The 25,544-nt window shown below is 73.9% G+C and carries 21 protein-coding genes and 1 pseudogene; 14 read left to right on the forward strand and 8 right to left on the reverse strand.

All coding sequences use genetic code 11. The features are described 5' to 3' along the window. Nucleotides 1-96 precede the first annotated feature (96 nt). A complete protein-coding gene (locus ACQP2H_RS31320) occupies nt 97-1,143 on the reverse strand; it encodes a DUF4192 domain-containing protein (protein ID WP_433230201.1) in 1,047 nt (348 codons plus the stop codon). A gap of 153 nt (nt 1,144-1,296) precedes the next feature. Here ACQP2H_RS31320 and ACQP2H_RS31325 point away from each other — a divergent pair, with 153 nt between their 5' ends. From ACQP2H_RS31325 to ACQP2H_RS31345, 5 genes are all read left to right on the forward strand, one after another. After that, nucleotides 1,297-2,211: a fructosamine kinase family protein gene (locus ACQP2H_RS31325; RefSeq protein ID WP_433230204.1), complete on the forward strand. Its 915-nt coding sequence runs from the start codon at nt 1,297-1,299 to the stop codon at nt 2,209-2,211. Further along, nucleotides 2,208-3,221, forward strand: a complete 1,014-nt coding sequence (gene moaA, locus ACQP2H_RS31330) for a GTP 3',8-cyclase MoaA (protein WP_357538137.1) — start codon at nt 2,208-2,210, stop codon at nt 3,219-3,221. Before ACQP2H_RS31325 ends, moaA begins: the two co-directional genes overlap by 4 nt. 1 nt (nt 3,222) lies before the next feature. Continuing rightward, on the forward strand, nt 3,223-3,468 hold the full coding sequence (locus ACQP2H_RS31335) for a MoaD/ThiS family protein (RefSeq protein ID WP_088643614.1): 246 nt from the start codon (nt 3,223-3,225) through the stop codon (nt 3,466-3,468). A gap of 12 nt (nt 3,469-3,480) precedes the next feature. Then, on the forward strand, nt 3,481-4,728 hold the full coding sequence (locus ACQP2H_RS31340) for a metallophosphoesterase (protein ID WP_357538135.1): 1,248 nt from the start codon (nt 3,481-3,483) through the stop codon (nt 4,726-4,728). Between the two features lie 127 nt (nt 4,729-4,855). After that, entirely contained in the window at nt 4,856-8,050 is a 3,195-nt protein-coding gene (locus tag ACQP2H_RS31345; RefSeq protein ID WP_433230209.1) for a UvrD-helicase domain-containing protein, read from the forward strand. A gap of 108 nt (nt 8,051-8,158) precedes the next feature. Here the strand turns inward: ACQP2H_RS31345 and ACQP2H_RS31350 are convergent, their stop codons facing one another. Together ACQP2H_RS31350 and ACQP2H_RS31355 are read right to left on the reverse strand one after the other, a co-directional pair. After that, nucleotides 8,159-8,806: a prepilin peptidase gene (locus ACQP2H_RS31350; RefSeq protein ID WP_433230212.1), complete on the reverse strand. Its 648-nt coding sequence runs from the start codon at nt 8,804-8,806 to the stop codon at nt 8,159-8,161. A 26-nt stretch (nt 8,807-8,832) separates the two neighbouring features. Continuing rightward, entirely contained in the window at nt 8,833-9,807 is a 975-nt protein-coding gene (locus ACQP2H_RS31355) for an EamA family transporter (RefSeq protein WP_208565132.1), read from the reverse strand. Between the two features lie 287 nt (nt 9,808-10,094). Between ACQP2H_RS31355 and ACQP2H_RS31360 the strand changes: the two genes are divergently transcribed. From ACQP2H_RS31360 to ACQP2H_RS31370, 3 genes are all read left to right on the forward strand, one after another. Continuing rightward, nucleotides 10,095-10,571: an LppU/SCO3897 family protein gene (locus ACQP2H_RS31360; protein ID WP_219470480.1), complete on the forward strand. Its 477-nt coding sequence runs from the start codon at nt 10,095-10,097 to the stop codon at nt 10,569-10,571. 1,601 nt (nt 10,572-12,172) lie between these two features. Next, nucleotides 12,173-12,595 (forward strand): LppU/SCO3897 family protein, encoded by a 423-nt coding sequence (locus ACQP2H_RS31365; RefSeq protein ID WP_308290954.1) that lies wholly within the window; start codon nt 12,173-12,175, stop codon nt 12,593-12,595. Nucleotides 12,596-12,776: 181 nt separating this feature from the next. Then, nucleotides 12,777-14,021, forward strand: coding sequence for an ATP-binding protein (locus ACQP2H_RS31370; RefSeq protein WP_219465342.1), 1,245 nt, complete (start codon nt 12,777-12,779; stop codon nt 14,019-14,021). Between the two features lie 56 nt (nt 14,022-14,077). Here ACQP2H_RS31370 and ACQP2H_RS31375 read toward each other — a convergent pair whose 3' ends face one another. Next, a complete protein-coding gene (locus tag ACQP2H_RS31375; RefSeq protein ID WP_208565135.1) occupies nt 14,078-14,623 on the reverse strand; it encodes a GNAT family N-acetyltransferase in 546 nt (181 codons plus the stop codon). Between the two features lie 192 nt (nt 14,624-14,815). Between ACQP2H_RS31375 and ACQP2H_RS31380 the strand changes: the two genes are divergently transcribed. Continuing rightward, a complete protein-coding gene (locus ACQP2H_RS31380; protein ID WP_433230219.1) occupies nt 14,816-15,361 on the forward strand; it encodes a DoxX family protein in 546 nt (181 codons plus the stop codon). Nucleotides 15,362-15,565: 204 nt separating this feature from the next. After that, nucleotides 15,566-17,005, forward strand: a complete 1,440-nt coding sequence (locus tag ACQP2H_RS31385) for a glycosyltransferase 87 family protein (RefSeq protein ID WP_219465345.1) — start codon at nt 15,566-15,568, stop codon at nt 17,003-17,005. A 66-nt stretch (nt 17,006-17,071) separates the two neighbouring features. Here ACQP2H_RS31385 and ACQP2H_RS31390 read toward each other — a convergent pair whose 3' ends face one another. The 4 genes from ACQP2H_RS31390 to moaC all read right to left on the reverse strand — a co-directional run bounded on the left by ACQP2H_RS31390 (nt 17,072) and on the right by moaC (nt 19,796). Further along, nucleotides 17,072-17,503 (reverse strand): molybdenum cofactor biosynthesis protein MoaE, encoded by a 432-nt coding sequence (locus ACQP2H_RS31390; protein ID WP_219465347.1) that lies wholly within the window; start codon nt 17,501-17,503, stop codon nt 17,072-17,074. After that, a complete protein-coding gene (locus ACQP2H_RS31395) occupies nt 17,500-18,759 on the reverse strand; it encodes a molybdopterin molybdotransferase MoeA (protein WP_208565138.1) in 1,260 nt (419 codons plus the stop codon). Before ACQP2H_RS31395 ends, ACQP2H_RS31390 begins: the two co-directional genes overlap by 4 nt. A 78-nt stretch (nt 18,760-18,837) precedes the next feature. Continuing rightward, on the reverse strand, nt 18,838-19,308 hold the full coding sequence (locus ACQP2H_RS31400) for a MogA/MoaB family molybdenum cofactor biosynthesis protein (protein ID WP_219465348.1): 471 nt from the start codon (nt 19,306-19,308) through the stop codon (nt 18,838-18,840). Then, entirely contained in the window at nt 19,305-19,796 is a 492-nt protein-coding gene (moaC, locus tag ACQP2H_RS31405) for a cyclic pyranopterin monophosphate synthase MoaC (protein WP_208565140.1), read from the reverse strand. The genes ACQP2H_RS31400 and moaC overlap by 4 nt, the downstream gene beginning before the upstream one ends. Nucleotides 19,797-20,494: 698 nt before the next feature. Here moaC and ACQP2H_RS31410 point away from each other — a divergent pair. The 4 genes and pseudogenes from ACQP2H_RS31410 (at nt 20,495) to ACQP2H_RS31425 (ending at nt 25,439) form a co-directional block, all read left to right on the forward strand. Continuing rightward, nucleotides 20,495-23,023, forward strand: a complete 2,529-nt coding sequence (locus tag ACQP2H_RS31410) for a putative bifunctional diguanylate cyclase/phosphodiesterase (protein ID WP_219465350.1) — start codon at nt 20,495-20,497, stop codon at nt 23,021-23,023. Further along, nucleotides 23,020-24,318 (forward strand): annotated as a pseudogene (locus tag ACQP2H_RS31415) (glycosyltransferase 87 family protein); the annotation flags it as partial. The gene ACQP2H_RS31410 and the pseudogene ACQP2H_RS31415, both read left to right, overlap by 4 nt. A gap of 30 nt (nt 24,319-24,348) precedes the next feature. After that, a complete protein-coding gene (locus tag ACQP2H_RS31420; protein ID WP_433233755.1) occupies nt 24,349-24,981 on the forward strand; it encodes a phosphoribosyltransferase in 633 nt (210 codons plus the stop codon). A 29-nt stretch (nt 24,982-25,010) separates the two neighbouring features. Then, nucleotides 25,011-25,439 carry a zf-TFIIB domain-containing protein gene (locus tag ACQP2H_RS31425; RefSeq protein ID WP_433230225.1) on the forward strand — a complete coding sequence of 143 codons (429 nt, stop codon included), beginning with the start codon at nt 25,011-25,013 and terminating at the stop codon, nt 25,437-25,439. Nucleotides 25,440-25,544: the final 105 nt, after the last annotated feature.

The following is a 25,544-nucleotide window of genomic DNA, read 5'->3' on the forward strand; positions in this document are numbered from 1 at the left end:
AAAGGCACGCTGCAGGTGCCGCGACAGCGCGGCCGGCCAGCGACAATGGTGCGCCGGCAGCGGTGCAGAGCGGGTTAACGACACCGGCACGGCCGGTCAACGAGGCCGGCGGGGTCGACGACGACGGCGGCGCAGCACTCCCGGCTCGGTCACGGCCGGCCATCCGTCCAGGTCGGACGGTGGTACACCGCGCCGGAGCAGGTCGTCGAGGATCTGGGCGAGGGTGTAGTCGGGGCGGAGGCTCAGCGCCCGTTCCAGCGCCACGGCGGCGAGCGCGCCCTGGCCGGCCCGCCAGGCGGCGAAGGCGAGCAGGCAGGCCGGGGCGGGGACCAACTCCTCCTCGGTGCGGCGCAGCACCTCGCTCCAGAAGGCGATGTCCTCCTCGCGCCCGTCGGTGCGTTCCCACGCGTGGTCGCGTACCGGCAGGTGGGTCAGGAGCAGGGTCAGCCAGGCCAGCTCGTCGTCGGTGAGCCGGTCGCCGCGCCGGTGCCGACGTTGGGCCTGCCGTACCGCTGCCACGCCGGCCCTGCGGATGGCCCGTTCGCCGAACTCGTCGGTGGCGGGGGCCGCCTCCAGCAGGCCCAGCAGGCGTCGTTCGGCGCGGTCTCCGGCTTGGCGCAGGGCGACCCGGTCGACGCCCTCGGCGGGGGCCACCTGCGCGGTGAGCGCCGCCCGGTCGGGGAGGGCCACCTGACCGGCGTAGACCGCGGCGGCGGCGACCTGGCTGGCCTCCGGGTCGTACGGGGTGCCGTCGGGTGGGCAGCAGTCCGGCGCCTCGCAGAGGTACGACCAGTAGCGGCGGTCGGTCACCCGCAGCGCGTCGAGCACGGGCAGCCCGATGTCGTCCAGCGCCGACCGAACGGCGTCCACCGCCGGGGTGACCCGTTCGGGCGGGCCGAAACCGATGACCGTGGTGGATTCGGCGTCCTGCCGGCCGATCACGTCGCCGAGATGTCGCGCCGGCAGGGCCGGGTCGGTGCCCGACTCGGGCAGGTCGGCGCGGGCGGCGAAGACGATCCGTCGGCCCCGCATCGCCACCACCACGATGCTGTCGACGGGGTGGAAGCCGATCAGGTAGGGCACGGCGGTGATCAGGTCGGCGGGCGAGCGGACGGTGAGCCGGGGGCGGTCGGTCGCGTTCATGTCCGGCAGCCTGCGGCGGGCGGGAACATCCTCGACAGGCCCTGTGGACGACACGCGGGTTATCCACAGATACGGACGGTAGTCGTGCAGGTCACCGCGATCCGGGAGGCGACGCGGCCCACCGGGGTCGGTCCGAGCGGCTACCTTGCGCTCATGGACCTGGCGTACCTACGGGCGCACCCGGAGCACCTGCCCACCTTCCTGACCCACCAGCGCATCCGGGAGACCCCGGTGGCCGGCGGGGACAGCTGCGCGGCCTCGCGGTTGACCCTGGACGACGGCCACTCGGTCTTCGCCAAGACCTGGCCGGAGCGGGCCGGTCGACCGGTGCCGGAAGGCTTCTTCGACACCGAGGCCGCCGGGTTGCGCTGGCTGCGCGAGGCCGGCGCGGTGGCCGTACCGGAGGTGGTGGTGGCGCTGCCGGAGCTGTTGGCGCTCGACTGGGTCGACCCCGGCGAGCCGACACCCGACGCGGCCGAGCGGTTCGGTCGGGAGCTGGCCGGCACGCACCGGGCCGGCGCCGACCGGTTCGGGGCGGCGTGGCCCGGGTTCATCGGCACCCTCGGGCAGGACAACACCCCTGACGACGGGCCGTGGCCGGACTGGTTCGCCCGGCGGCGGCTCCTGCCGTACCTGCGGATGTCGGTCGACGGCGGTGCGCTCGACGGCCCGGACGCCGCGCTGGTCGAGCAGGTGGTGGCGCGGGTCGGCGAGTTCGGCGGCGACGAGCCGCCGGCCCGGCTGCACGGCGACCTGTGGCCGGGCAACCTGCTCTGGGGCGCGGACGACCGGGTGTGGCTGGTCGACCCGGCGGCGCACGGCGGTAACCGGGAGACGGACCTGGCCCAGCTGGCGCTCTTCGGGGGTCCGCCGCACCTCGACCGGATCATGGCCGGCTACCGGGAGGCGTGGCCGCTCGCCGACGGTTGGCCCGAACGGGTGCCGCTGCACCAGCTGCACCTGTTGCTCGTGCACACCGCGTTGTTCGGCGGGGCGTACCGCGATGCGGTCGTCGGTGCCGCCCGAGCGGCGCTGCGGGGCGTCGGCCGCGCTACGGTCGACGGGTGACCGCCGCCCCGACGACCGCCGGCGTCCTCGTCGACCGGTACGGCCGGATCGCCCGGGACCTGCGCGTGTCGCTGACCGACAAGTGCAACCTGCGCTGCACCTACTGCATGCCGGCCGAAGGACTGCCCTGGCTGGCCGGGCCGCAGCTGCTCACCGACGCGGAGATCGTGCGGCTGGTCGGGGTCGCGGTGCAGCGGCTCGGGGTGACCGAGGTGCGGTTCACCGGGGGCGAGCCGCTGATCCGGCCGGGGCTGGTCGGCATCGTCGCCGCCGTGGCCGCGCTCACCCCCCGCCCCCGGATCTCGTTGACCACCAACGGTCTCGGCCTGGACCGGCTCGCCCCGGCGCTGCGCGACGCCGGGCTGGACCGGGTGAACGTGTCGTTGGACACCCTGGACGCGGCCCGGTTCGCCGCGTTGACCCGGCGGGACCGGCTGGCCGACGTGCTCGCCGGGCTGGCCGGGGCCGCCGCCGCCGGGCTCACCCCGGTGAAGATCAACGCGGTGCTGATGCGCGGGGTCAACGACGACGAGGCACCGGCGCTGCTGCGGTTCGCCCTCGACCACGGCTACGAGCTGCGGTTCATCGAGCAGATGCCGCTGGACGCCCAGCACGGCTGGGACCGGGCCACGATGGTCACCGCCGACGAGATCCTGGCGTCGCTGGCCGCCGACTTCGCCCTCACCCCCGACCCGGCGCACCGGGGCGCCGCCCCGGCCGAGACCTGGCTGGTCGGCGGCGGACCGGCCCGGGTCGGGGTGATCGGCACGGTGACCCGGCCGTTCTGCGGCGACTGCGACCGCACCCGGCTCACCGCCGACGGCCAGCTCCGCAACTGCCTGTTCGCCACCGAGGAGTCCGACCTGCGGGGCGCGCTGCGGGCCGGCGCGGACGACGCCGACCTCGCCCGCCGCTGGCAGGCCGCCACGGTGGTCAAGCGGGCCGGGCACGGCATCGACGACCCGACCTTCCTGCAACCCGTCCGGCCCATGTCGGCGATCGGAGGCTGAGGTGGACCTCACCGTCCGGTACTTCGCCGGGGCGCGGGCCGCCGCCGGCCGCAGCGAGGAGACCGCCTCCGCCGGCCGGCCGCTGGACGAACTCCTCGGTGAACTCGCCCACCGGCACGGCCCCCGGCTGGCCGCGGTGCTCCAGGTGGCGAGTTTCCTGGTCGACGGCGTCGCCTGCCATGATCGGCAGACGCCGTTGCCGGCCGGGGCCACGATCGACGTGCTGCCTCCCTTCGCGGGCGGCTGAGGAAGGGCTGCCGTGTTGGCGATTCTGGGGTTCGTGGGCACGCTCGCCCTGGTCACCGGCCTGATCCACTTCTACCTGTGGAAACGGCTGGTCAAGGACACCACCGGACCGGGCCGGTGGCGCCGGGTCGGCACGGTCGTCGCCCTACTCCTGGCGGTGCTCGTCCCGGCAACCATGGCCGGCACCCAGATCGCCGGGGCGTTCTGGCTGGCCTGGCCCGGTTACCTCTGGCTCGCGGTGATGTTCTACCTGCTGATCGTGCTGGTGGTGCTGGAAGTGCCGATGGCGGTGACCCGGCTGGTGCTGCGACGGCGCAGCACCGCCGCCGAGGCCACCACCGCCGCCCCGGAACCGGCGCTGGTCGGTGCGGCCGGCAGCGCCGACCCGCCGGCCGCCGAGGCCGTGGACCGGCCGGACCACGACGAGTCCCGCCGGTTGCTGCTCGCCCGGGGGGCCGCCATCTTCGCCGGGCTCACCGCCGCCGGCATCACCGGGTACGGGGTCCGCACCGCGCTGGGCCCCCCGCAGCTCGACCGGGTACGCATCCCGCTGGCGAAGCTCCCCCGCAGCATGGACGGGCTGCGCATCGCCACCGTGTCGGACATCCACCTCGGTCCGCTACGCGGTCGGGTGCACACCGAGCGGATCGTCGAGATGATCAACCGGTTGGACGCCGACCTGGTCGCGGTCGTCGGTGACCTGGTCGACGGCTCGGTCGCCGAGCTGGGCGAGGCCGCCGAGCCACTGCGTGACCTGCGTTCCCGCTACGGCAGTTTCTTCGTCACCGGCAACCACGAGTACTACTCCGGGGTCGAGGAATGGGTGGCCGAGGTCGACCGGCTCGGCCTGCGGGTGCTCCAGAACGAGCGACAGGAGATCCAGGCCCGGGGCGGGGTGCTCGACCTGGCCGGGATCAACGACGTCACCGCCGACGGCACCGGCGTCGCCGGCCCTGCCGACTTCACCGCCGCGCTCGGCGGCCGGGACGTCAACCGCCCCGTGGTGCTGCTCGCCCACCAGCCGATCGCCGTGCACGAGGCGGCGAAGTTCGGCGTCGACCTGCAACTGTCCGGGCACACCCACGGCGGTCAACTCGCCCCGTTCAACCTGGCCGTCAAGCTCCAACAGCCGGTGGTCTCCGGGCTCGGTGAAATCGACGGCACCAAGGTCTACGTCACCAACGGGGCCGGTTTCTGGGGTCCCCCGGTCCGGGTCGGCGCACCGCCGCAGGTGACCCTGGTCGAACTGCGCGCCCCGTGACCTGCCCGGATGGACGGAGAGCCCGGCTCATACCGCGTCCGGCCGCGGTAGTCCAGCACCGGATTGCCCTCCTCACGCGTACGCGTGGCGGCAGGCGGGTAGTGGACCGGCCGTGACAGGATGCGGCGTGCCTCCGTTCAGCGCCGCTCCCCCTGGTGGCGTCCCGCCGTTCGTCGCGGACCTGCACATCCACTCGAAGTACTCCCGCGCGTGCAGCCGCGATCTCACCCTGCCCAACCTCGGTTGGTGGGCCCGACGCAAGGGCATCGGGGTGCTCGGCACCGGCGACTTCACCCACCCCGCCTGGTACGACCACCTGCGGGAAACCCTGCAACCGGCCGAGCCCGGCCTGTACCGGCTCGGCCCGGAGGCCGAGGCGGACATCGCCCGGCGGCTGCCGCCCCGGCTGGCCGACGCGGCGGAGGCCGACCCGGTCCGGTTCATGCTGAGCGTGGAGATCTCCACCATCTACAAGCGGGACGACCGGACCCGCAAGGTGCACCACCTGATCTACCTGCCCGACCTGGACGCGGTGGCCCGGTTCAACACGGCGCTGGGCCGGATCGGCAACCTCGGCTCGGACGGCCGGCCGATCCTGGGCCTGGACTCCCGGGACCTGCTGGAGATCACCCTCGACGCCAGCCCGGACGGCTACCTGGTGCCGGCGCACATCTGGACACCGTGGTTCTCCGCGCTCGGCTCGAAGTCCGGCTTCGACGCGATCGCCGACTGCTACGCCGACCTGGCCGAGCACGTCTTCGCGGTGGAGACCGGGCTCTCCTCCGACCCGGCGATGAACTGGCGGGTCGGCAGCCTGGACCGTTACCGGCTGGTCTCCAACTCCGACGCGCACTCCCCGCCGGCCCTGGCCCGGGAGGCCACCGTCTTCTCGTCGGCCCGCGACTACTTCGCCATCCGGGACGCGCTGCGGACCGGTGACGGGCTGGCCGGGACGATCGAGTTCTTCCCCGAGGAGGGCAAGTACCACGCCGACGGGCACCGGCTCTGCGGCGTCAACTGGTCGCCGGAGCGGACCAGGGCGGCCGGCGGGCGCTGCCCGGAGTGCGGCAAGCCGTTGACCGTGGGGGTGCTCAGCCGGATCGAGGAGCTGGCCGACCGGCCGGACGGGCACCGCCCCGAGCACGCCCGCGAGGTGACCCACCTGGTGCCGCTGGCCGAGATCCTCGGTGAGATCAACAAGGTGGGGCCCCGGTCCAAGAAGGTCGAAGGCAAGCTCAACGAGCTGGTCGCCGCGCTCGGCCCGGAGTTGGAGATCCTCACCCGTACCCCGGTCGACGAGATCGGCCGGGTCGGCGGGGAGTTGCTCGCCGAGGGCATCGGCCGGTTGCGCCGGGGCGACGTGCGCCGGGTGCCCGGCTACGACGGCGAGTACGGCGTGATCACCCTCTTCGACCCGGCCGAGCTGGGCGGGGCCGGTGGGTCGGGGCAGGAGACGCTCTTCGACGTACCGGTGCCGGCGCAGCGCAGGCCGACGGAGCCGGCGGCGAAACCGAAGGCCAAGCGGCCGGCGGCGGCGAAGGCCGAGCCGAAGCCGAAGCCCGCGCCGACCCCGCCACCGCCACCGATCGCCTCGACCCCCTCGCCGCACGAGCCGTTCGAGCCGATGCTCGCCGGGATGGAGGAGGTCGGTACCGGCCTGCTCGACCGGTTGGACGCGATGCAGCGGGTGGCCGCCTCCGCGCCCGGCGGCCCGCTGCTGATCGTGGCCGGGCCGGGCACCGGCAAGACCCGCACGCTGACCCACCGGATCGCCTACCTCTGCGCCGAGCTGAACGTCTTCCCCGAGCAGTGCCTGGCGATCACCTTCACCCGGCGGGCCGCCGAGGAGCTGCGGCACCGGCTCGACGGGCTGCTCGGCCCGGTCGCCGAGGACGTCACCGTCGGCACCTTCCACTCGCTCGGGCTGGCCATCCTGCGGGAGAACGCCGCCGCGGCCGGCCTGCCGGAGGGGTTCCGGATCGCCGACGACGCCGAGCGGTCGGCCGCCCGGACGGAGGCCGGCGACGACCCGGCCCGTTACACGGCGTTGCTGCGTAAGCAGGACCTGGTCGACCTGGACGAGTTGCTGACCCTGCCGGTCGCACTGCTCAAGGGCGACAAGAAGCTGGTCCGGGAATACCGGGAACGCTGGCGGTGGATCTTCGTCGACGAGTACCAGGACGTCGACCCCGTCCAGTACGACCTGCTGCGCCTGCTCAGCCCCGCCGACGGCAACATCTGCGCGATCGGCGACCCGGACCAGGCTATCTACTCGTTCCGGGGTGCCGACGTCGGCTACTTCCTGCGGTTCTCCGAGGACTTCACCGACGCCCGGCTGGTCCGGCTCAACCGCAACTACCGCTCGTCCGCGCCGATCCTGGCCGCCGCCGTCCAGGCCATCGCGCCGTCGTCGCTGGTCCGGGGCCGCCGGCTCGACCCGGCCCGGCTCGACCCGGAGGCCCCGCTGGTCGGCCGCTACCCGGCGGCGTCCGTCGCCGACGAGGCCGATTTCGTGGTACGCACCGTCGACGACCTGGTCGGCGGCCTCTCCCACCGGTCGTTGGACTCGGGGCGCATCGACGGCCGGTCCACCACCCTGTCCTTCTCCGACATCGCGGTGCTCTACCGCACCGACGCGCAGGCCGCCCCGATCGTGGACGCGCTGGCCAGGGCCAACATCCCGGTGCAGAAGCGGTCGCACGACCGGCTCCGGGACCGGCCCGGTGTCCTCGCGATCGCCCGGGAACTGCGGCACGCCGACGGTCCCGCCGGTGGGCTGCCCGCCCGGGTCCGGCTCGCCGGTCAGGTGCTCGCCGAACGGTTCGCCGCCCCCACCCTGGACGCCGCCGGCACCGTCCGCCCCGAGGACGTCCGGACCGCCGTCGACCTGCTCACCCCGCTGGCCCGACGCTGCGGCGACGACCTGGAACTCTTCCTCTCCCAGCTCGCCACCGGGGCCGAGGTGGACGCGCTGGACCCGCGCGCCGAAGCGGTCACCCTGCTCACCCTGCACGCCGCGAAGGGGCTGGAGTTCCCGGTGGTCTTCCTGGTCGGCGTGGAGGACGGTCTGCTGCCGTTGCGCTGGCCCGGCTCGACACCGGACGACGACGCGATCGCCGAGGAACGTCGGCTGTTCTTCGTCGGGTTGACCCGCGCCCAGGACCGGCTCTACGTCAGCCACGCCGCCCGCCGGGTCCGGCACGGTACCGAACGCGACTGCCGACCGTCGCCGTTCCTGGACGTCGTCGACCCGGGGCTGTTCGAACGGTTCGGCGAGGCCGAGCCACGCCGACCCAAGGACCGGCAGCTCCGCCTGATCTGACTGTCCGTCGACCGACCTACGGGGTCGCCGCAGCGGTATCCGCCCGCGCTGATACCGCTTGATGCGTGACGTTGCTGCCCGCCCGCCCCAGCCGGCCCGACAGGCCGGTCAGGCGAGCAGGACGGCCAGCCAGGCACCGGTGAGCAGGGCCGGGCCGAACGGCAGGGCGGTGTCCCGGCGTACCCGGCGGGCGGCCAGCAGCGCCAGCACCAGCAGCCCCTGGAGCAGGTGCGGCAGGAGCAGGCCGAGCCAGAGGGTAGGCCAGCCCAGCCAGCCCAGCGGCAGCCCGAGCACCGCCGCCAGCTTCACGTCACCGAAGCCGAGCCGGGAGCGGGGCAGCAGCGCCAGCACGACGTACAGCAGGAGGGAGAGGGCGGCCCCGGCGAGCGCGAGCGCCAGACGACCGGGCGTGCCGGTGACGACGGCCGCGACGGTCAACGCGGTGCCGCCGCCGAGCGCGGCCGCGCCGACCAGCGGGTCGGGCAGGCGGAGGCTGGTCAGGTCCGCCACCGCCAGCACCAGACCCACGGCGGCGACCAGCAGGAACGCCGGCAGTGCCGGCTCCGGCCACCGTGCGGCGGCCAACCCACCGAGGACCACCGCCCCCACCACCGCGATCCCGACCGGCGCTGGAGCCGAGGCCACGGCCGGCGCTGGAGTCGGGTGCATGGCCGGCGGGGTGCGGGGTGGGAAGGAACGGGCGATCCGGGGTGCGGCGAGGCCGGCCAGGACGCCGAGCATCGCGGCTACGGTCACCGGGCCGACGGGCACGGCCCTCGACGTTACCGCCGGGACGGTACGGCGGCTGCCCCGTCACCCGCCGGCCGGCGGGCCCGCTCGGTGGTCACCACCAGCGCCACGCCGGCCACGATCACCGCACCGCCGAGCAGCACCTGACCGGTGATCGGCTCAGCCACCAGCAACGCGCCGAGCGCCACCGCCACCACCGGGTTCACGTAGGCGTAGGTGGAGACCAACGAGATGGGCGCATGGGCCAGCAACCAGACGTACGCGGTGAAGGCGACCAACGACCCGGCCACCAGCAGGTACGCCAGGGCGAACCAGGAACGGGTCGTCACCTGCGCCGGGGAGAACCCGCGCAGTTCACCCCGGGTCACGGACAGCACGACGAGCGCCACCGCCCCGGCGACCATCTCGTAGACGGTGGCGACGAACGGGTCAGCGGGCATCCGCAACCGGTTGGACAGGAACGACCCCACCGACCAGCAGGTGGCCGCCGCGACCACGGTCAACGCACCGACCAGCGGCACCGTCCCCGTCCCGCCCCGGGGGAGCACCAGCAGCACCAGCCCGAGAAAGCCCACCGTCACCCCGGCGAACGTCCACCCCGGCGGGCGGTCCCCGGTGACCGTACGCAGCAGCACCACCAGCAGCGGGACGGTGGCCACCAGCAGCGCGGCGATGCCCGACGGCACCGCCACGCCGGCCGGGCCCGACTCGGCGAGCACCACCAGGCCGTTGCCGCCGGCCAGCAGCAGCACCCCGACCAGCGCGGCCGAGCCGAGTTGCCGCCGGTCGACCCGCAACGCACCCGCGCCCCGCCGCAGCCGCAGGACCACCGCCAGCACCAACGCGGCACCACCGAAGCGGGCGGCAGCCGAGCCGAGCGGCGGCATCGACTCCACCACGACCCGGATACCGAGGTAGGTGGAACCCCACAGCACGTAGACCAGGATGAGTGCGGTCCAGATCAGCGCTGGTCGGGCGGGTGTCGCGGCCGAGGAAGGTGAGGTCATCGCGGGACCACGCTACGGTGACCACGTCGGTGGCGTCCTTCCGGACGACCGGCATCTCGGCACGCGGGAGGGCGGGCATGGCGAACTACGGACCACCGGGCGGTTCCCCGGACCCGTGGGGTGGGCGACGCCCGGACGACCGTTGGGGCCAGCCCGCCCCGGAGCAGCCCCACCCCGCAACCGTGCCGACCCAGCCGACGGGTGGACAGCAGCCCCACCATCCGGCGTACGACCAGTTCCAGTCGGAGCCGTACGGGCCGGCAGGGCAGTTTCCGGCGGGCGGACCGGTGGCCTACCCGGGCAACCCCGGGTCGGGGCGCGGCCGGGGTCCGCTGATCGCGGTGCTGGTTGTGCTCGCCGTGCTGACCGTCAGCGGTGGCACCCTGTGGTACCTGCTGAGCGACGACGAGCCGACGAACACCGGTGCGGCGCTGCCGACGGCACCGGTGGTGCCGGACGCGGCCACTGCCGAACCGGGCGGGTCGACCACCGCCACCCCCGCACCCGCCGCCTCGGCCGACCCGCGCTTCGTCAAGGCTGGGCAGTGCGTCCGCAACGAGGGTCCGGCCGGCGGCAAGCCCAAGCTACTGATCACCGAGTGCGCCCCGAGAACGTACGAGGTCTTACGTCGTTTCGACGGGGCGACCAGTGGTGAAAGGGACGCCGAGGCGAAGTGCGGCAAGGTGGAGGGCTACACCAACTGGTACTTCTTCGACAGCGAGCTGGACACCCTCGACTTCGTCCTCTGCCTGAAGCAGCGCTGAGCCCACCCCTGGGGGAGAGATTGTCAACCTTCGGCCCACCCGACTCCGGCCGCCCCGACGAGGAACAACGTCCCTCGAACAGCGACCCGGAGCCACCCACCGCGCCCCTCGCGCACCCCGACCCCGAACCAGCGACGAAGCCCATCTTCCGCGCCGAGCCGGAGCCACCCACCGTGAGAATTCCGTCGGAGGCGGAACCACCGACGGCACCGATCCCGGGCGGATCGGACGAGCAGCCGACGGCACCCCTCACCCGCAACCAGGACGAGCAGCCGACGGCACCGATCTCCCCGGCGGCTCCACACGCCGCCGAGGAACCGGTGACCGCCGTCAACTCGCCGGCTGCCCCGCATCCGGCTGACGAGACGCCGACCGCGCCGATCTCCGCGCCTGCCCCGGGCGCTGCCGAGGAACCGGTGACCGCACCCCTCCGGGGTGACGCGGACGACCAACCGACCGCCCCGCTCTCCGCCGGGCCGACCGGACCCGATACCGGCCCGGACGAGCCGCCGACCACACCGATCCGCCCGGAGGACGTCGAGCCACCGACCACACCGATCCGCCGGGAGGACGTCGAGCCACCGACCGTGCCGGTGTCACGGGAGGCGGGCGAGCCGGCCACGGCACCCATTCCGAGTGCGGAAGAACCGCCCACCGCACCAATGGCCGCGTCCTCGCCGGAGCCGCCGACGGCACCGATCTCGGCCGCCGCGCCCGAACCGCCGACCACACGACTCTCAGCCACCACGCCCGAACCCCCGACCACACCACTCTCGACCACCACGCCCGAACCGCCGACCGCACCACTCTCGGCCACCACGCCGGAACCGCCGACCGCACCCTTCGCCGCCGAACCGCCGACCGCCCCGATCTCCACGCCACCTGAGCCGCCGACCACCCGGCTGCCGGTGTCGGGAGCCGGGCAGCCGGCCACCACGCCGATGCCCGCAGCGGGCGGCGGATACTCGCCGACCACCCAGATGCCCGCAGCGGGCGGGTACTCGCCGACCACCCAGATGCCGGCAGCGGGGGCTGACTACCCGACGCCGTCTTCCGGAGCGGGCTACCCACCTCCGTCCTCGGGGGCGGGTTATCCTCCGCCGGACACCTATCTCCCGCCGACCGGCACGCCGGTGCCGTCCTCGGGGGCCGGCTACCCGCCGCCGGGGCCCTTCCCGCCCGCCGGGCCGACCGCCGCACCGGCGGCCGGCGCGTTCAGCGCACCGGCGTCACCACCACCGGCCAGCTACCCCGCCCAGTCCCCACCGCCCCCGGCACCCAGCTACCCGGGGCCGGCCGCACCGTCATCCGGCTTCCCGGGGGCAGCCGCACCATCGTCCGGCTTCCCGGGGGCAGCCGCACCATCGTCCGGCTTCCCAGGACCGGCCGCACCATCGTCCGGCTTCCCAGGACCGGCCGCACCATCGTCCGGCTTCCCAGGACCGGCCGCACCATCGTCCGGCTTCCCAGGACCGGCCGCACCGCCGCCCGGCTTCCCGGGGCAGCCCACGCCACCGGGATATCCGGGGCAGGGTTTCCCGCCTCCGGCGGCACCGCCGGCAAAGGGTCGGGGCGGTCGGATCGCGCTCATCATCGGGCTGGTGGTGGTCCTGCTGCTGTGCCCGTGCCTCGTGGTGGGTGGCTGGTTCCTCCTGGCGTCGGGTGACAGCGACGATCCGGCTCCGGAGGCGGTCGCGTCCGCCTCGCCGACGGAGAACGGGCCGACCGGGAACGCACCGACGGAGCCGACCGTCGAGCCGACCACGGCCGAGCCGACCCCGACGCCGACCCGGGCGGAGCAGATCGTCCGGGGCGACTGCGTGGTCAACGACGGTACGGCCAGTGACGCCGACCTGCGCAAGGTGCCGTGCGGTCCGAACACCTACGAGGTGCTGCTGCGGATTCCGGCGTCCACCAACGGGGACCGGTGTAAGTCGCTGGCCCCGGAGTCGAACGCCAACTACGTGCACGACAACTCGGTGGACCTCTTCGATTACGTACTCTGCCTGCGCAAACGCAGCTGAACAGGGAAATATGGGGCTGTCTAGCATCAACGCTAGACAGCCCCATATTCGTGTCGAGAGGGTCGCCGGCACCCCCGTCGCCTCCACCACGGGACCTGCCCGGACCCGGTGGGCGACACGCCGGTAGCCCCGTCTACGCATCTCTAGTCCGCAGGCTAGACCGCCCGATACTGTGCGATGCGTGGATCCGGTCCGCAACCCGTACGCCCCGGGCGCCGGTCAGCGCCCGCCCGAGCTCGCCGGGCGGGGGCGGGAGCTGGACGTCTTCGACGTGGTGCTGGAACGGATCGCCCGGGGACGCCCCGAGCGCAGCCTGATGCTCACCGGCCTGCGCGGCGTCGGCAAGACCGTCCTGCTCAACACCCTGCGCTCCCAGGCGATCAACCAGCTCTGGGGCACCGGCAAGATCGAGGCCCGACCGGAGCAGTCGCTGCGTCGACCGATCGCCGCCGCGCTGCACATGGCGGTCCGCGAACTCGCCCCCCGGCACCGGGCACCGGAGCGGATCGACGCCTTCCTCGGCGTACTCAAGGCGTTTGCGCAGCGCAGCGCACCGACCACCGGGCGGGCCGGTGCGGCCCCCCGGTTGCGTGACCGGTGGCAGCCCGGCATCGACGTGCCGGCCAGCAGCGGCCGGGCCGACTCCGGGGACATCGAGATCGACCTGGTGGAGTTGCTCACCGACGCGGCGGCGGTCGCCGGGGACGTGGGCACCGGTATCGCCGTCTTCATCGACGAGATGCAGGATCTCGGTGCGGAGGACGTGTCGGCGCTCTGTGCGGCCTGCCACGAGTTGTCCCAGCTCGGCGCACCCTTGATCGTGGTCGGCGCGGGCCTGCCGCACCTGCCGGCGGTGCTCAGCGCCGCCAAGTCGTACTCGGAGCGGCTCTTCCGTTACCTGCGGATCGACCGGCTGGACCGGATCGCCGCCGACCAGGCACTGTGCGCGCCGGCCGGGCGGGAACAGGTGGAGTACGAGCAGAAGGCCCTCGACCTGCTCTACGAGTCGTCCGGCGGCTACCCGTACTTCGTCCAGGCGTACGGGAAGGCGACCTGGGACCATGCGCCCCGCTCCCCGATCACCGACGCGGACGTCCGGGTCGCCGCCCCGGAGGCGGAGGCGGAGCTGGCGGTCGGTTTCTTCGGTTCCCGGTTCGAGCGGGCCACCCCTGCCGAACGCGAGTACATGCGGGCGATGGCGACCCTGTCCCAGGTGGCGGGCGAGGCTGACGGCGGTGGTCGGGACGACATGGACGCCGCCGTGCCGACCGCCGAGATCGCCCGTGCGCTGGGCCGCAAGCCGGCGAGCCTCTCCCCGGCCCGGGACGCGCTGATCAAGAAGGGTCTGATCTATTCGGGGGAACGCGGCACGGTCGCCTTCACCGTCCCGCACTTCGGCCGCTACCTGCGTACCCAGCCGGCCTGATCGGCACCGGCCACGGGGCGACCGGACCCGCCGGACGGCCGGCACCGGCCACGGGGTCAGACCCGGGACCAGGGGGGTGGGAAGACCACCTCGCCGCGCGGGGGTGGTGGCGCGTCGCTGGTCTCCGGCGGCAGCACCAGCGCCTGCCACGGCTCTCCCAGCCCCGACCAGGGGCTGACCAGCCCCATCCGGTCGGCCCGGGTGAAGCCGAACCGCCGGTAGTACGCCGGGTCGCCGAGGACCACCACCAGCCGCTCGCCCAGCTCGGTGGCGGCCTCCAGCGCGGCCTGCACCACCGCCGTGCCGTGCCCGACCCGTTGCCGGTGCGGGGCCACCGCCACCGGCCCGAGTACCAGCGCCGGGGCGCGTTCCCGGTCGGCCTCGACCCGGACCCGGGTGAGCAGCGCGTACCCGACCACCTCGCCGCCGTACTCGGCGACCATCGCCAGTTCCGGCAGCCACGCCGCACTGCCGCGCAGCTCGTCGACGAGCGCGACCTCACCGGGGGTGGTGCGGTCGGGGCGGGCGAAGGCGGCAGCCAGCACCCGACGGATCGGGCCGGCGTCGGCCGGGCCCTCGGGACGCAACCGCAGGGTCGTCACCGGCGCGACGTTACCGGTCGTGGCAGGTCCATCAGCGACGGTCGCCCAGTTCGGCGTGGCGTGTCATCGCGCCGACCGGCACGGCGCGGTCCCGGGAGCAGCGGCGCGACCCGCTTCGGGCGACGGCACGCAGAGCGCTCCGGATCGGCCGTTGCCCGGATAGCAGGGGTCCAAACGGGGTATGACTGAGCAATGAAACCCGTGCGCTCCCTCGCCCGTGTCATGTTGAGCGGCATCTTCGTGGTCAGCGGCGCCCGCAACTTCCAACACCCCCAGCGGCTCGTGACGGCTGCCCGGCCGGTCACCGACCGGGTCGCTCCGCTGGTCCAGCGGGCCGCGCCGCAGTTCCCCACGGACCCCGAGACGCTGATCCGCGCCAACGCCGCCGTGCAGCTCGCCGCCGGCCTGATGCTGGCCACCGGGAAGTTCACCCGGCCGGCCGCACTGGTCCTGGCCGGCACCCTGGTGCCCACCACCGCCGCCGGTCACCCGTTCTGGGACAACGACGATCCGACGACGCGGAGCAACAACCAGGTGCACTTCCTGAAGAACCTCGGGCTCTTCGGTGGTCTGCTGCTCGCCGCAGCCGACACCGAGGGCAGGCCGGGCCTGCGCTGGCGGGCCGGTCACCGCATCGGCCACTCTCGACGGTCGGTCGGTCGTGCGGTGCGCACCGCCCGGCGGGAGGCCCGGATCGCCGTCCGGTCGGCCGCCGCCGCCCGCCGGCTTCCCGGCTGACCTGCATCGATTCGGCCACCACCCCCCGTAAGGCCGCGAATTACCTGAACCACCCGACACCCGTTAACGCGGTGGAAATGTCAAAAACTGGTGTGGGATCGGACACGGTCGGATAACGCGGGAGGCAGCAACGTGAGGCGCCGTTCTAGGCTCCCTACCGGACCTGGACGGGTAGGACGACCTTGGTATGGGGGTGGCCACGCCATGCCGACGACCGTCGGTAGACGGGCGGACCGCCTCGCCCCAGTCCGTCGCGCAACGCGTGGGATCGATCGTAGGACAGTCGTACGGGTCGGCATCGTGGCCGCCGTCGCCTATGCCGCATGGCTCGCCATCGGTGCTTTCGGGCGGCCGTACAACTTCTTCGACATGAAGATCTACCACGGCGCGGTGGTGTGGTGGGCGAGCGGGCACGAGTTGTACGAGTTCATCGCGCCCACCACCACGCTGGGTTTCACCTACCCGCCCTTCGCCGCGCTGGCCATGCTGCCGATGGCGATGCTGCCGATCGAGGCGGCCGGCTGGATCAACGCGGCCGGCAGCATCGCCGCGCTGGCGGTGATCCTCGCCGCGCTGCTGCGCCCGATCGTCGACCGGCTCGGCTGGCCGCTCTGGTACTCCGTGGCCATCGCCACCCCGATGGCCACCGCCCTCGAACCGGTCCGGGAGACCCTGGGGTACGGGCAGGTCAACCTGCTCCTGTTCGCGTTGATCATGGCGGACCTGGTGGGTCTGCGCTGGCGTTCCCGGCGGGGCACCCACGGACGCGGCACCGACGGCCCGTTCCTGCGGCTGCTCTACAGCGGGTCCTGGGCGGGCATGGGCATCGGCCTGGCCACCGCCGTCAAGCTCACCCCGGCGCTGTTCATCGTCTACCTGCTGGTCACCCGGCAGTGGCGGGTCGCCGCCACCGCCGTCGGCACCATCATCGGCGTCACCCTGGGCAGCTTCGCGCTGGTCGGCACCGAGTCGCGGGCCTACTTCGGCGGGGTGCTGTGGCAGACCGAGCGGGTCGGGGCCGCCGACATGACGCCCAACCAGTCGCTGGCCGGCCTGCTGGCCCGGCTCTACGACTCGATCGAGACGCCCGGTCTGCTCTGGTTGGCGTTCTCGGTGCTGATCCTGGCCGTCGGGTTGTCCCGGGCCGCCAACGCCCGCGCCGACGGCGACGAGCTGACCGCGTTCACCCTGGTCGGGCTGACCGCCAACGTGATCAGCCCGATCTCCTGGTCGCACCACCTGGTCTGGGTCATCCCGGCGATCGTCGTGCTCGCCGACGCCGCCGTACGCCGCCGTGAGGCGAGTCGGGGGCTGTCGGTGCGTACCGGCCCGCAGTCGTTCGGCGGGCCACCCGGGGTGAGTGGGCTGCGCCCGCCGATCTGGTACCCGACGCTGACCGGGTTGCGGCACGGGGTCGCGGCGCTCGGGTTGTACCTGCTCTTCGTGATCTCGCCGATCTGGCCGTACGAGCACAAGCTGCCCGAGGTGTCCCACTACCAGAACGGCCTGTTCGGCGCGCTTATGGAGAACTCGCTCGCGTTGGCGCTGATCGTGCTGGTCGCCGCCCTGCCGTGGCGGCCCGGTGCCGAGCCCGCTTTCTATCCCGACCGGTCGGCCCGTGTCACCACGGCCGGTCGCCGCTGACCCCGCCCGGCCCGCGCCACCACGGTCGGCCGACCCTGGCCGGCCCGGTGGGGCACGACGCCACGGTCAGGGGCAGTTGACCCACTCCTCGGTGCCGTCGGCGAAGACCTGCCGTTTCCAGATCGGCAGCCGCGCCTTCACCTCGTCGACCAGCCGGGCGCAGGCCGCGAAGGCCGCCGCCCGGTGTGCCGTGCTGACCGCCGCCACCAGCGCCACGTCCCCGATGTCGAGCCGACCGATGCGGTGCGACACGGCCACCGCGTAGACGTCGGGGTCGGCGGCGATCTCGGCGGCCACCGCGCGCAGCGTATCGACGGCGCTCGGGTGGCCCTCGTACTCCAGCAGGGTGACCGGTCGGCCGTGGTCGTGGTCGCGGACCACGCCCTGGAAGGAGACGACCGCGCCGGCCCGGCGGTCGGCGACCGCCGCCTCGTGCGCGGCCAGGTCCAGCGGCTGGTCGGTGACCGCGAGCAGGGCCGTGGTGGGGTCGGCCGTCACCACGTGCGCTCCCCGGGCAGCAACGGCAGCGGTACGACGGGCACCCGGGCCCCGACCTCGCCGGAGGTGCCCGGCCGGATCACCGCGAACCCGTCCGCGCCGGCCAGCCCTCGCAGCATCGCCGAGCCGACGTGCCGGACCGGGTGGGCGGTGCCGGCGGCCCGGTCCAGCCGGACCAGGGCCAGGTGGGTGTAGTCGCCCCGGCCGGGCACCGGCCCGGCGAGGGTGGCGTACGGCAGTGCCGGCAGCACCCGGCCCTGGAGCCCGGCGAGCAGCGGCGCGACCAGCGACACCAGGGCGACGATCGCGGACTGCGGATTGCCGGGCAACCCGGCCACGAAACGGACCCGTCCGTCGTCGTCGACCAGCCGGGCCAGCAGCATCGGGAAGCCGGGCCGGACGGCGACGGTGTTGACCACGTGGTCGGCGCCGAGCGCCTCCAACGTGGGGTGCAGGTGGTCGACCGGGCCGTGCATGGTGCCGCCGGTGGTGCAGACCAGGTCGGCCACGGCCAGCGCCCCGCGCAGGGCGGCCACGTGGGCGGGCAGGGTGTCCGCCACCGGACCGACCACGTCGGAGGGCCGCACCTGGCAGCCGTAGCGGCGCAACCAGGACGGCACGGCGGGACCGAGCGCGTCGCGGACCCGGCCCGACCCGGGCGGGCCGGCGGTGAGCAGTTCGTCGCCGAAGACGAGCAGCGCGGCCCGGGGCTGACGGCGGACCCGGAGCTGGTCGTGCCCGCAGGAGGCGGCCAGCCCGATCAGCGCGGGGTCGACCGGGGTGCCGGCCGGCAGCAGCTCCTCACCGGCCACCGCCTCCTCGCCCGGCTCCCGCCACTCCGGGTTCGGGCGCGGCGTGCCGGTCACCCGCCCGTCCGGGGTACGACCCGAGTCCTCGATGCGCAGGATGGCGGTCGTGCCGGCGGGGACCATCGCGCCGGTGGCGATCTCGACGGTGGTGCCGTCGGCGGTCAACCCGGCCGGGGTGTGCCCGGCGAGTACCCGCCCCACGACGTCCCACGGGCCGGTGCCGCGCACCGCCCAGCCGTCGACGCTGGAGGTGGGGAAGGCCGGCAGGTCGGTCCGGGTGGTCAACGGTTCGGCCAGGGTGTGCCCGTCGGCGTCGGCCAGCGCCCGGTTGACGGCGGGCAGGGCGGCGGCCAGGCCGACCGCGTAGACCCGGGAGCGGGCCTCCTCCCATCCGGCCGGCGGCGGCGCGGCGACCTGGGCCGCGGTGGCGGCGGTTTCCGTGCTCACCGGGGGCCTCCGTTCGGACGGGACGCGGGGCTCCGCGTTCACCCCCGCGAGCCTATCGCCGCCGGGGCGGCCGTGCGGTCAGTGGTCGCCGCCGCGCAACTGGTCGACCGCGTGGGCGAGGATCGGGCCCAGCACGGCCAGACCGTCCTTCGCACCGCCCCGCGAGCCGGGCAGGTTGACCACCAGCATCCGGCCCAGCACCCCGGCCAACCCCCGGGACAGCGCCGAGGTGGGCACCCGGTCCCGGCTGTACGCGCGGATCGCCTCGGCGATGCCGGGGATCTCGTGGTCGAGCAGCGCCCGGGTCACCTCCGGGGTCCGGTCGGTGGGGGTGATGCCGGTGCCGCCGCTGGTCAGCACCACGTCGATCCCGTCGGTGTGGGCGGCGCGCAGTGCCTCGCCGACCGGTTCACCGTCGGGCACCACCACCGGTTCGTCGACCTGGCAGCCCAGCTCGCGCAGGCCGGTGACGAGCAGCGGGCCGCTGGTGTCGGCGTACACCCCGGCGGCGGCCCGGTTGGACGCCACGATCACCCGGGCCCGGATCACGGCCGGTCCTGGGGGCGGACCCACTCGCCGGTCTTGCCGCCGGTCTTGCGCAGCACCCGGACGGCGTCCACGGTGGCGGCCGGGTCGACCGCCTTGACCATGTCGATCAGGGCCAGCCCGGCGACGGCGACCGCGGTCAGCGCCTCCATCTCCACCCCGGTCCGGTCGGCGGTGCGGGCGGTGGCGGTGATCTCGACGGTGTCGTCGGTGAGGCGCAGGTCGACGTCGACGCCGTGCAGGGCGATCGGGTGGCAGAGCGGGATCAGGTCGGGGGTGCGTTTGGCGCCCATGATGCCGGCGAGCCGGCCGACGGCCAGCGCGTCACCCTTGGGCAGCCCGTCGCGGCGCAGCAGGTCCACCACCTCGGCGGTGGTGTGCAGCCGGCCGGCGGCCACGGCGACCCGGCCGGACACCGGCTTGGCGGAGACGTCGACCATGCGGGCCGCGCCCGCGGCGTCGACGTGGCTGAGCTGCGCGGGATCGGTCACGTCCGCGAGCCTAGCGGCCGGGTCCGACCGGGGGGTACGTCCCATTCACCCCGGGCGGTGGGGATCAAGCGGGTCGACGCCGTACGGGATGATTCGTGATCGATAGTTCACCGTCGATTTCATCGGTCGCCACTAATACGTTCTCGGGTCGGCGGGAGAGCGGGAAACGTCATCGCCCGAGAGATCGGACACCTCGTCGTCACGGACGAGAAACCCAACGTCGCGTCGCGACCGCGAATCGCCACCGGGCCACTTCGTCGGCACTGGCACCAGCGCGCCCACACGACTACGCTGCGTTCCGCAATCGGGTGATCCGTCGCACTCACCCGCCGGTCACCGCACAGTTGCTCCAACCAGCGACCCTCACCCGATGTCGCAAACCCCGCCGCTGCACCATTATCTAGCGTTAACGAGAACGGTCGGGAGCACTCAGCACTCCGTTTCCCCGTGGAAACGGAAAGTCACCAACCTGCACTCAATTCTCACCTATCGCTCATAGTTACATTTATACCTCCAAAATCGTCCTAACCGCCCTTAGGCTGTCCCCTGTCAGATCCCGACCGGAAGGTTGGACACGGCGACCAGGGGAGGCGAAAGCGATGTCCGCACACGAGTGGCTCTGAACGATTGTGGTGGCGGCGTGACCCCACGTAGCCTTGGCCTCTGCTCAGCGACACGGAGTGGTTGTCGAGGACACGATGGCACGACCGGACGAAGGCAAGACGGAGGCCGAGCGGCAGCTGACGCTGCACGTCGGCCTCGTCTGCGTGGTGGCCACCGCAGCAGCGGCCGTCGCCCTGTACCAACTGGCCCACCTGCACCTCACCGGCGGCGACCTCACCCGATCCATCGCCCTGGCCTTCATGGCCGCACTCGGCGTCCGGATCAACTGGCGAATTCGAATTCGGGCAACGGTCCACGCAATATCGTGGAGCGAGACCGCGATCGTCCTCGGCCTGGCCGTCGCCCCCGCACCCCTGGTCGTGCTGACCACCGGCACGGGCGTCGCGATCGCCCTGCTCTCCATGAAGCCCTCACCCCTCAAGACCGCCTTCGGCATCGCCAAGAGCATGCTGCTGGCGGCCGGCGGTGGCATCGCCCTGCACACCCTCGGCTGGTCACCACAGGACACCGACCTCCGACACGTCATCGGCATGATCGGGCTCGCCTACCTCGTCGCGGTCGTCCTCGACGAACTGCTCACCCTGCCGGTCATCGCGATGGCCACCGGCACCGCGCTGCGCAGACTGTTCTGGGACGACCTCGGGCTCCGCCTGACCAGCGTGCTGGCCCGGTTCGTCCTCATCGCCGTCACCCTGGTCATCCTCCAGGCCGACCCCCGGCTCCTGCTGGCCGTGCCGCCCCTGGTGCTCAGCCTCCACCTGCTCTACTCCAACCAGGTCAAGTCCCGCACCGAGCAGCAGGCCTGGCAGCGCCTCGCCCGCACCACCGACGCGCTCAACGTGGTCGACCTGGACAAGGTCCTCACCACCGCCGTCACCCAGGCCACCGAGCTCTTCTCCGCCGACGAGGTCGAGATCGAGCTGCGCGACGCCGGCCGCACCGTACGGGGGGCCAGCGGCACCATCACCTACGACGGCCCCGCCGGCACCCCCAGCGACATCGAGGGCACCGTCCTGCCCGCCCGGCTCGAAGGCCACGACCGGACGGCCGACGTCGGGATGCTCCGACTCCGGTTCCGTGGCCCGGTACGCCTCAACGAACGCGAGCAGTACACCCTGCGCACCTTCGCCTCCGCCCTGTGCACCGCCGTCCGCAACGCCCAGGCGTACGCCGAACTGGCCCGGGTCGCCGCCGAACACGCCCACGCCGCCAGCCACGACGCGCTCACCGGCCTGGCCAACCGCCGGCAACTGCTCGACCGGGGCACCGAGCAGCTCGGCACCCGGCACGCCGAGGGGGTGACCGCCCTCGTCCTGATCGACCTCAACCACTTCAAGGAGGTCAACGACACCCTCGGCCACGCCGCCGGTGACCAGGTGCTGATGCAGGTCGCCGACCGGCTGCGCGCCGCCGCCCGCGACGAGGACCTGGTCGCCCGCCTCGGTGGGGACGAGTTCGCCGTGCTGATGCGCAACCTGCCCGCCCCCGCCATCGCCGCCCACCGGGCCGAGACCCTGCTCGGTGCCCTGCACGAACCGCTCGACGTGGACGGCATGCGGATCAGCGTGGAGGCCAGCGGCGGCATCGCGGCGGCCCCCGCCACCGGCGGCATGCCGGAGCTGCTGCGCCGCGCCGACGTCGCCATGTACCAGGCCAAAAGGGCCGGCCAGCGGATCGCCACGTACGCCCCGACCCGGGACACCGCCGACCTGCGCCGGCTCACCCTCGGCGGTGAACTGCCCCGCGCGGTGGCCGACCACGAGTTCACCGTCAACTTCCAACCGCTCGTCGACCTCGGCACCGGCGAGGTGACCGGAGCCGAGGCCCTCGCCCGCTGGCACCACCCCCGGCACGGGGTGATCGACCCGCTGCGCTTCATCGAGGCGGTGGAACGCTCCGGCATGCTCCCCGCGTTCGCCGAGGCCATCCTCGACCAGGCACTCGTCGCCGCCGTCACCTGGCGTACGGCCGGCTTCGACCTCCCGGTCTCGGTCAACGTCTCCCCCCGCAGCCTGCTCGACGCCCGATTCCCCAGCGCGGTGCTGGCCCGCCTCCAGGCCCACGACTTCCCCCCCGACCGGTTGGTCCTGGAGCTGACCGAGACGCTCACCCTCAGCCAACTCGACGTGGTCGACCGGGTGCTGAGCCGGCTGCGCGACTCCGGCATCCGGCTCGCCCTGGACGACTTCGGCACCGGTTACTCCTCCCTCTCCCTGCTCTCCCGCATCCCGGTCCACGAGCTGAAGATCGACCGCAGCTTCGTCACCGCGATGGAGAGTTCCGCGGAGGCGGCGGCCGTCATCCGCTCCACCCTCGACCTCGGCCGCAGCCTCGACCTCGCGGTCGTCGCCGAGGGCGTGGAGAGCGAACCGCAACGCCGCGCCCTGTGGTCACTCGGCTGCGCCGCCGGCCAGGGGCACCTGTTCGCCCGCCCACTGCCGGCCGGCGCGCTCCTCGCCGCCCTCCAACGCGGCTCCGGCGGCCGGCCCGGCACCCTCGCCACCCCGCTGCACGACACCGGCGCGGTCATCCGCCTCAGCACCCCCGGCCGCCGCCAGCCCGCCCGGAACCGCGCGACCGGTCTGCCACACTTGCCGGCGTGACCGTCGCCGACCGCGCCGCCCGCCGCTGGCGGACCGTCGACACCGCAGCCGACGGACTCGCCCTCGACCTCGGCCTCTACACCGTCTCCGCAGCCTTTGCCGCCGTCACCGCCGCCACCTCCACCCTGGCACCGCACCGGGCCTGGGGGAGCGTCGCCGCCGTCGGCTACCTCGCCGCGACCCTCCTGGTCGCCGCCCAGGTCCTGCTGCGACGCCACCGCCCCGGGCTGGCCGGCACCACCGCCCGCGCGATCGTCACCGGCCTCGCCTGGGTCGGCACCGCCCTGCTCCCGCTGCTCGTGCAGGCCGGGCAGCGGGCCGCCGGGCGGACCGACCGGGCCCAGGAGGAGGTGGTGGTCGTCGAACAGGCCGGCATCCGGCTCGCCGAGCACGGCACCCCCTACCTCGGGCCGGACGCCATCGCCGCGTTGCCCGCCGACGAACGGCTGCTCGGCTACACCCCGTACCAGCCGGGGATGGCGTTGTTCGGGCTGCCCCGGGCTGCCGCCGACGCCTGGTGGACCGACTCCCGCGTCTGGTTCGCGCTGGTCACCGCCGCCGCACTGGCGCTCGCCGTGGTCGCCGTGCGACGGTCCGCCAGACCCGGCGGAGGCCGGGCCGACGAGGGCTGGGTCGGGGCGGCGGCGGTGCTGCGCGGCGTGCAGGCGGCGACCGTCCTGCCGATCTGCGCGCTCACCCTGGCCACCGGCGGCGACGACCTGCCCGTACTCGCGCTCTGCCTGCTGGCCCTGGCCCTCGCCGCCGCCGGACGGCCCGGCGGGGCCGGGGTGGCGGTCGGGCTGGCCGGCGCGTTGAAACTCTTCGCCTGGCCGGTCGCGCTGGCCCTGATCTTCTGGGGGACCACCCGGCGGGCCGGGCTGCGGGTCGCCGTCGGTGCGCTCGGCCTACCCGCCCTCGCCCTGCTCCCCGCCCTGCTGGTCGACCGGGACGCGCTGGTGGAGAACGTGTTCCGCTTCCCGCTGGGCCACGGCCAGGTCACCAGCCCCGCCCAGTCCCCCTTCCCCGGCCACCTGATCGCCACCGCCCTGCCCGGTGGTCGGCTCGTCGCCGCCGCGCTGCTCGTCGCCGCCGGTGCCGCGATCGCCGTCCGGCTCGTCCGCCGCCCACCGCGCGGCGCCGCCACCACCACGCTGATCTGCGGGTACGGCCTGCTCGCCGCGATCCTGCTGATGCCCACCACCCGCTTCGGCTACCTGCTCTACCCCATCGCCCTGCTGAGCTGGGCACCCGCCCTGACCACCCACCGGACCCCGGTTCCGCCGAGTCCCCGGCACGCCCCGCCCGCAGGGCGTAAACCTGAGAGCATGAGCAGCTATCGCGATCGGGAGGACGCCGGCCGGCGACTCGCCGAGCGGCTCACCGCCCTGGCCGGCCAACCCGATGTCGTCGTGCTGGGCCTGGTCCGTGGTGGGGTGCCGGTGGCCCGGGTGGTCGCCGACCGGCTCGGCGCGCCACTCGACGTGCTGGTGGTCCGCAAGCTCGGCCTGCCCTGGGCCCCCGAGGTGGCCTTCGGCGCGCTCGGCCCCGGCGGGGTCCGGGTCCTCAACGACCAGGTCGCCGCCCGGCTCGACCCGGCCGACGGCAGCGACGTGCAACGCCGCGAACAGGCCGAACTCGACCGTCGGGAGGCCCGCTACCGATCCGGTCGCCCCCCGCTCGACCTGACCGGACGCACCGCCCTGATCGTCGACGACGGGCTGGCCACCGGCGCGACCGCCCGCGCCGCCGTACAGGTCGCCCGGCGACTCGGTGCCCGACGGGTCGTCGTCGCCGTGCCGGTCGGCGCACAGCAGGCGTACGAGATGCTCACCGCCGAGGCGGACGAGGTGGTCTGCGCCCGGCGTCCCGCCGACTTCGGGGCGGTCAGCGCCTACTACGACGACTTCCACGAGGTCGACGACGACGAGGTGACCGGGGCGCTGATCGCCACCGCCTGAATACTGCGCCGACCGGGTACCGTCGAGCGATGCAGCTCACCTGTCCCAAGTGTCGCGGAGAAATGCGCCAGTACGAGCGCAGCGGAGTCGTCATCGACCAGTGCGGCGAGTGCCGGGGGATCTTCCTGGACCGTGGCGAACTCGAAAAGCTGTTCGAGGCCGAGGCGAACTGGAACCAGCAGCGCGGTGCGCCCGCGCCCGGTCAGCCGGGGTCCGTCCCCGGTCAGCAGCACGTCCAGACGCCCGGCGGATACCCACCGCCGCCTCCGCCGCCACCCGCCCCGAGCCACCAGCCGGGTTACGGTGCCGTGCCGCCGCCCCCGCCCCCGCCGGGTTACCCGCCGCAGCCCGCGTACGGCACCCACGGTGGTTACGGTCACCCGCAGCAGCACCACGGCTACCACGGCCACTACAAGCGCAAGAAGCACAAGGGTTTCCTCGACGAGATGTTCGGCTGAGCGATCCCGACGACGACCGGGCCGGGACCTCCCGTGCCCGGCCCGGTCCCGCCGGGTGGCACTGCCGGGTGGCCCGTCAACCGCCGTGCCGGGGCACGCCGCTCG

The organism is Micromonospora sp. CA-248260, assembly GCF_050942205.1.
Taxonomy (GTDB): domain Bacteria; phylum Actinomycetota; class Actinomycetes; order Mycobacteriales; family Micromonosporaceae; genus Micromonospora; species Micromonospora antibiotica.

Bases quoted from the DNA above. Each gene is read 5' to 3' on its own strand.
- ACQP2H_RS31385 (WP_219465345.1), top strand. From the start codon at position 15,566: ATGCCGACGACCGTCGGTAGACGGGCGGACCGCCTCGCCCCAGTCCGT.
- ACQP2H_RS31410 (WP_219465350.1), top strand. From the start codon at position 20,495: ATGGCACGACCGGACGAAGGCAAGACGGAGGCCGAGCGGCAGCTGACG.
- ACQP2H_RS31420 (WP_433233755.1), top strand. From the start codon at position 24,349: ATGAGCAGCTATCGCGATCGGGAGGACGCCGGCCGGCGACTCGCCGAG.
- ACQP2H_RS31355 (WP_208565132.1), bottom strand. From the start codon at position 9,807: ATGACCTCACCTTCCTCGGCCGCGACACCCGCCCGACCAGCGCTGATC.
- ACQP2H_RS31425 (WP_433230225.1), top strand. From the start codon at position 25,011: ATGCAGCTCACCTGTCCCAAGTGTCGCGGAGAAATGCGCCAGTACGAG.
- ACQP2H_RS31380 (WP_433230219.1), top strand. From the start codon at position 14,816: ATGAAACCCGTGCGCTCCCTCGCCCGTGTCATGTTGAGCGGCATCTTC.
- ACQP2H_RS31325 (WP_433230204.1), top strand. From the start codon at position 1,297: ATGGACCTGGCGTACCTACGGGCGCACCCGGAGCACCTGCCCACCTTC.
- ACQP2H_RS31320 (WP_433230201.1), bottom strand. From the start codon at position 1,143: ATGAACGCGACCGACCGCCCCCGGCTCACCGTCCGCTCGCCCGCCGAC.